Raw genomic sequence first — 6,070 nt, forward strand, 5'->3', positions numbered from 1 at the left:
ACTGACTTTCTTCAATACTTGCTTGTGCAGGAAAGATAAATTGAAGATTTTCAGGATCTGATGCAAGTTGATGAAAATCATCTACATCTGTAAAAAAGAAGGGACGGAAATATAAACGTTCCGTCTCATAGAAAGAAAATTTTGCTAATTTAGTCCAGATATTCATTGCAATCCTCAAATTGCTAATCTTCGATTAGCTCAATATCTGCTCCAAGATTACGCAATTTTTCGATAATATTCGAGTAGCCTCGAAGGATGAATTCAACATTGGTAATCTCTGTTTTTCCTTCAGCCATCAAGCCAGCAATAACTAAGGCAGCTCCAGCACGTAGATCTGTTGCCTTAACTTTTGCACCCTGCAAAGGATTTCCACCCTTATAAAGGATGTGGTCGTTTGTTGTTGAAATATCTGCATTCATTTTGGCTAATTCAAAAACATGGTTGACACGTTTTTCATAAATTGTATCAATCAATGTGCCACGACCTTCTGCTTTTAATAGCAAGGGAGTAATAGGCTGTTGAAGATCTGTTGCGAAACCTGGATAAGGAGCTGTCTTGATATTAACAGCCTTTAGATTTGTTTGCTCTTCGACGAAAATACTGTCTTCAGAAACAGTCATGTGAACACCCATTTCTTCAAGTTTAGCAATAAATCCTTCTAAATGCTCATAAAGTACATTATTAATTCGAATCCCATGACCTACTGCAGCTGCCATTGAAATATATGTACCTGCTTCGATACGGTCAGGGATGACTTGGTGGCGTGTCCCGTGCAAGCTATCCACACCATCTATTGTAATCATATCTGTACCTGCTCCACGAATGTGAGCTCCCATATTGTTTAATAATGTAGCCACATCAATGATTTCAGGTTCGCGAGCAGCATTTTCAATAACTGTTCGACCTTTAGCTTTTACTGCTGCTAGCATTGTATTAATAGTTGCACCAACACTAACAGTATCCATATAGATATGCGCACCATGTAGGCTTGATCCTTGGGTTGAGAGATTCATATTATCTCCCTCGTAGGTTGTCTTAGCTCCCATAGCTTCAAATGCTTTTAAGTGCAAATCAATCGGACGTGGTCCTAGGTCACACCCTCCAGGCAAACCTACAGTTGCTTCACCAAAACGTCCTAAAAGACTACCATAGAAATAATAAGACGCACGCAAGCTATTAATTTTACCATAAGGCATTGGTTTATTTTGAACACCACGAGGATCAATCTCAAGAACATCTTCATAACGCTTGACACTAGCTCCCATGATTTCCATAATCTCAATAAGACTAGCTACATCAGAGATGTCCGGAACACAATCCAAAATCACAACATCATCTGATAAAATAATGGCAGGAATCAAGGCAACGACACTATTCTTAGCGCCACTAATCGTAATTTCACCTTTCAATGGTCTCCCACCGTTAATGACAATTTTTTTCATTTTATACTCTTTCACTATTTATTAAGAAGGTCTCACCCTATATTATACCATATTTCTTACTAATAGCCAATCCTATAAAAAAATTAGGCCCAGAACTATCTTGATATTAAAGACGATAACTGTGGTTATAGCAGTTAGAATTATCATACTTATCAAAGCTAGTAACAATCTTCCTAGCCTGTAATTTTAAGGCTTGCAACAAAAATTTTTACTGTACATTTTTTGTTTGCGATTGGGTAAAGAAAGACAGGCTTAATTGGTATATACAATAGTATTCAACTTTTATAAAATAAGAAATTAAACCGATGATATTGTACAAAAATTTTACATAAAAATCATTTTGGGTACCAAAACAAAAAAATAGGCTCTCCGAAAACTCGGAAAGCCTTATTTAATGCTAATTCTAGCTTCCTCGCCTTTACATTTCAAGGCTCGGGATAAAAAGGTTCACTGGACCTTTTTATTTTGCGATTGGGTAAACAGAAACTTGTTTTTTATCGCGACCTTTACGTTCAAAGCGTACTACGCCTTCAACTTTAGCGAATAAAGTATCGTCTCCACCACGTCCAACGTTTACACCTGGATAGATGTGTGTACCACGTTGACGGTAAAGGATTGATCCACCTGTTACAGTTTGTCCGTCAGCTGCTTTAGCTCCAAGACGTTTAGCTTGTGAATCGCGTCCGTTTGATGTAGAACCTCCACCTTTTTTGTGGGCGAAAAGTTGCAAGTTGTTAAGAGTCATTTTTAACATAATGTTTTCCTCCGTGTTAGTTTTCTGTGATAACTCTGGTTTGGACGAACTCAGAAGAGTCCTCCGATAAGGTTGCCATACCTAAGAAAAATGATTCAAAGAATAATTGTGTCATTTCTCTCTGGTGAGAAGGAAGATCTCTGGGAATTTCAACCATAAGATAGCCACCTTCATCTTCGTTTAATTTTAAGATTGGTTCATAGCCTGCAAATTTCTCAATGGAATTGATAAAGTTAATGGCAAGCGTAGAAACCGATGCACACACGACATCAAAGCCGTATTCGCCACTCTCGGCGTGTCCAGTAATTTCCGCACTCCTCAGCTCGCCATCTTCGGCTCTCTCAAAGACTGCTTGTATCATGTGTTCTCCTTAAAATTAAGCGTTGATTGCGTTGATGACAACTTTTGTATATGGTTGACGGTGACCTTGTTTACGGTGGCTACCTTTTTTAGGTTTGTACTTGTAAGTAACAACTTTCTTTTGTTTTCCTTGTTTTTCAACAGTTCCAACTACAGTAGCTCCAGCAACAAGTGGAGTTCCGACAACAGTGTTTTCACCACCAACAAGAACAACTTCGTTAAAAGTAACTTCTTGACCAGCTTCAACGTTCAATTTTTCTACGTAGACTGCTTGACCAACTTCAACTTTAACTTGTTTTCCGCCAGTTTTGATAATTGCGTATGTGCTCATTATGCACCTCCTATGATTTTTTGGGGTTCCCCCCGTATTTTTGTGAAGACTCGCCTAGCATCGTGGGACGAACCACTTACACTTGAAAATCAAGCAACGATGTTCGTGCGGTTGCACAGGATCGTGCATAGTCAACTCCTCAAGTATAGCATGATTCCTAATTTTTGACAAGTATTAATCATCGAATTTAAACTTTTTCTCCAACTTTTTTCCTCCAAGATGCAAAAAGCATACTTAGATAAAAAACACTCATCATGATTGGAATCCCTAAAATTGTTTTTTCTTTATAAAAAATACTCAGATAAGCTGATACAACAACTCCGAGAACAAAGCTAGATAGTAGGCTGACAAAGATAAGACCTTCTCGTAAAAAAGGAGTATGTTTTGTGCGAACATATTCCCCAAATGCTAACATGGTTCGTTTAATATTACCAGTCATAAAAGCATTGTTATATGCGATTCCTGAAACTTCTCCGAATGCTGTTGTTACAAGTCCCATACAAAAGGCTAATGGTGGTACTATGTATATATTATCAACCGTCAAGGGAACAAATCCTATAATCAAAGATAAAATTGCTAGTGGAATAAGGGATAGAATTGGTTTTCTTACAAACCGTAACTTTTCTTTATAGACTGTCAAGAGGAAAACACCTACCATAAAGGAAATCAAAGTCATTACCTTGGCACTGGCATCTGAAACATTGTCTTGAATGAGACCAACGGAAAGGAAAACGACATTACCCGTTTGACCTGCAACTAGAGTATTCCCACGTATGATAAAGGTATAGGCATCTACATAGCCCGCACAAAAAGTCAAAAAAAGCGCCAATCTTTTTGAATGACGAGAAATTTTTCTCATAGGTAATAATCTCATACTACACTCCTATTTTTTCTGAATCTATTGTACCATTTTTTGATGAAAATTCGAAGTATCAAATAAAAGAATTGTCTCCCTTTGGCTAGTTTTGTCTATCTGTGATATAATGAAAGCAGTCATTACTTGTAGAAAAGGAGATTTCATGCTAAAACTTGGTATTATCGGTACTGGTGCAATCAGTCACCACTTTATAGAAGCTGCTCATACTAGTCAGGAATTCCAGTTAGTGGCTGTTTATTCAAGAAAGCTTACGACTGCTCAGCAATTTACTAGTCCTTATCAAAATGTTAGTCTATTTGATAATTTAGAGGATTTCTTCCAGTCTGAATTTGATGTTGTCTATATCGCAAGTCCCAATTCTCTACACTTTACTCAAGCTAAGGTTGCTTTATCTGCTGGCAAGCATGTTATCCTTGAAAAACCTGCTGTGACTCAACCCCAAGAATGGCAAGAGTTAATTCAAATAGCTCAGGAGCATCACCGTTTTATCTTTGAAGCAGCCCGTAACTATCATGAGGAAGCCTTCACAACTATTAAAAACTTTTTAGTAGATACGGAGGTTTTAGGTGCAGACCTCAACTATGCCAAGTATTCTTCTAAGATGCCAGACCTTCTTTCTGGAAATACTCCGAATGTCTTTTCAGACCGTTTTGCTGGTGGGGCTCTCATGGACTTAGGTATTTACCCAATCTATGCTGCGGTTCGCTTATTTGGAAAAGCACTCGATGCGACCTATCAAGCTCAACAACTTGATAACACTATTGATCTAAACGGAGATGGTATCTTATCTTATCCCGGTTATCAAGTCCATATCAAGGCTGGTAAAAATATTACTTCTAATCTGCCTTGCGAAATATATACAACAGATGGAACTCTGACGCTCAACACTATCGAACACGTTCGATCAGCTATTTTCACTGATCATCAAGGTAATGAAACACATCTACCTATTCAGCAAGCACCTCACACCATGACTGAGGAGGTCGCTGCTTTTGCTAACATGATCAAGCAGCCAAACCTAGAACTTTACCAAGCTTGGTTGGATGATGCAACACACGTCCATAAGCTACTTTACACCATGCGCCAGACTGCTGGCATTAGATTTGAGGCAGAAAAATGAAAACCAAACTACCAACTGAATGGCTAGAACTCCTTGACCAACTCGGCTTTCAAGAATTCACACCTATTCAAATTCAGCTTTTTGATCCGATTTTAGACGGTCAAACCCTTCTTGGAGTCAGTCCAACTGGTACAGGTAAGACTTTAGCTTATCTCCTACCAAGTCTTCTTCGTCTCCAAAAGAAAAAAGCGCAACAACTATTGATTTTAGCACCAAATACTGAACTGGCTGGTCAGATTTTTGAGGTAACTAAAACCTGGGGTGAAGCAATTGGCTTAACTGCTCAGCTATTTCTATCCGGTTCGAGCCAGAAACGCCAAATTGAACGACTTAAAAAAGGACCAGAAATTCTGATTGGAACTCCTGGCCGTATCTTTGAACTGATTAAATTAAAGAAGATCAAGATGATGAATGTGGAGACTATCATTCTTGATGAGTTTGACCAGTTGCTAGATGATTCTCAAATCCACTTTGTAGAAAAGATTACCCACTACGCACCTCGTGACCACCAACTCATCTACATGAGTGCCACTACCAAGTTTGACCAAGATAAGATTGCGCCTAACACGCGCACCATTGATCTATCAGACCAAAAGTTGGACAACATTCAACACTTCTACATGCAAGTAGACCAACGACATAGAGTTGATATGCTTAGAAAACTGGCACATGTCGAGGACTTCCGCGGACTGGTATTCTTTAATAGCTTATCAGACCTCGGAAGCGCTGAGGAAAAATTGCAGTATCGCGATGTTTTAGCTGTTTCACTAGCTAGCGATGTCAATGTTAAATTTAGAAAAGTTATCTTAGAAAAATTCAAAGATAATCAGCTAACACTGCTTCTTGCAACAGACCTTCTAGCTCGTGGTATCGACATTGATAGCTTGGAATGCGTGGTTAACTTTGACGTTCCTAGAGATATGGAAACCTACACTCACCGCGCTGGCCGTACAGGACGTATGGGAAAAGAGGGCTATGTAATCACACTTGTAACGCATCCCGAAGAAATCAAAAAGCTCAAAAAATTTGCAAGTGTACGTGAAATCGTCCTAAAAAATCAGGAACTGTATATCAAATGAGAGTGGGACAGAAATCGGTAATTCGTTAGAATTCGATTTCGTCGTCTCACCTCCGCAAAGTTGAGTAGGGCTGTAAAAGCTGATGAAATCAGCGTAGTAGAGCCCAC

Annotated in this window: 8 protein-coding genes and 1 other annotated feature; of the genes, 2 read left to right on the forward strand and 6 right to left on the reverse strand. The window is 38.8% G+C overall.

Going from position 1 to position 6,070, the window contains the following annotated elements; all coding sequences use genetic code 11:
• The 6 genes from ADM33_RS03675 to ADM33_RS03700 all read right to left on the reverse strand — a co-directional run.
• The coding region (locus ADM33_RS03675; RefSeq protein WP_049503221.1) for a GNAT family N-acetyltransferase at window positions 1-166 on the reverse strand (166 nt) is incomplete at its 3' end.
• 16 nt (window positions 167-182) lie between these two features.
• Window positions 183-1,442 (reverse strand): UDP-N-acetylglucosamine 1-carboxyvinyltransferase, encoded by a 1,260-nt coding sequence (locus ADM33_RS03680; RefSeq protein ID WP_049503222.1) that lies wholly within the window; start codon window positions 1,440-1,442, stop codon window positions 183-185.
• Window positions 1,443-1,902: 460 nt separating this feature from the next.
• Entirely contained in the window at window positions 1,903-2,196 is a 294-nt protein-coding gene (rpmA, locus tag ADM33_RS03685; RefSeq protein ID WP_000916509.1) for a 50S ribosomal protein L27, read from the reverse strand.
• Between the two features lie 16 nt (window positions 2,197-2,212).
• Complete coding sequence (locus ADM33_RS03690; protein ID WP_049503223.1) at window positions 2,213-2,557, reverse strand: ribosomal-processing cysteine protease Prp; 345 nt, start codon at window positions 2,555-2,557, stop codon at window positions 2,213-2,215.
• Window positions 2,558-2,572: 15 nt separating this feature from the next.
• Window positions 2,573-2,887, reverse strand: coding sequence for a 50S ribosomal protein L21 (gene rplU / locus ADM33_RS03695; RefSeq protein WP_000109141.1), 315 nt, complete (start codon window positions 2,885-2,887; stop codon window positions 2,573-2,575).
• 36 nt (window positions 2,888-2,923) lie between these two features.
• Window positions 2,924-3,010 (reverse strand) — a sequence feature (ribosomal protein L21 leader region).
• A 64-nt stretch (window positions 3,011-3,074) separates the two neighbouring features.
• Window positions 3,075-3,761 carry a YoaK family protein gene (locus tag ADM33_RS03700; protein WP_049503224.1) on the reverse strand — a complete coding sequence of 229 codons (687 nt, stop codon included), beginning with the start codon at window positions 3,759-3,761 and terminating at the stop codon, window positions 3,075-3,077.
• 145 nt (window positions 3,762-3,906) lie between these two features.
• Between ADM33_RS03700 and ADM33_RS03705 the strand changes: the two genes are divergently transcribed.
• Together ADM33_RS03705 and ADM33_RS03710 are read left to right on the forward strand one after the other, a co-directional pair.
• Window positions 3,907-4,884: a Gfo/Idh/MocA family protein gene (locus ADM33_RS03705; protein WP_049503225.1), complete on the forward strand. Its 978-nt coding sequence runs from the start codon at window positions 3,907-3,909 to the stop codon at window positions 4,882-4,884.
• Entirely contained in the window at window positions 4,881-5,963 is a 1,083-nt protein-coding gene (locus ADM33_RS03710; RefSeq protein WP_049503226.1) for a DEAD/DEAH box helicase, read from the forward strand. The genes ADM33_RS03705 and ADM33_RS03710 overlap by 4 nt, the downstream gene beginning before the upstream one ends.
• The last annotated feature ends 107 nt before the right edge of the window (window positions 5,964-6,070 follow it).

Source organism: Streptococcus oralis, from assembly GCF_001075875.1.
Classification (GTDB): Bacteria; Bacillota; Bacilli; order Lactobacillales; family Streptococcaceae; genus Streptococcus; species Streptococcus oralis_I.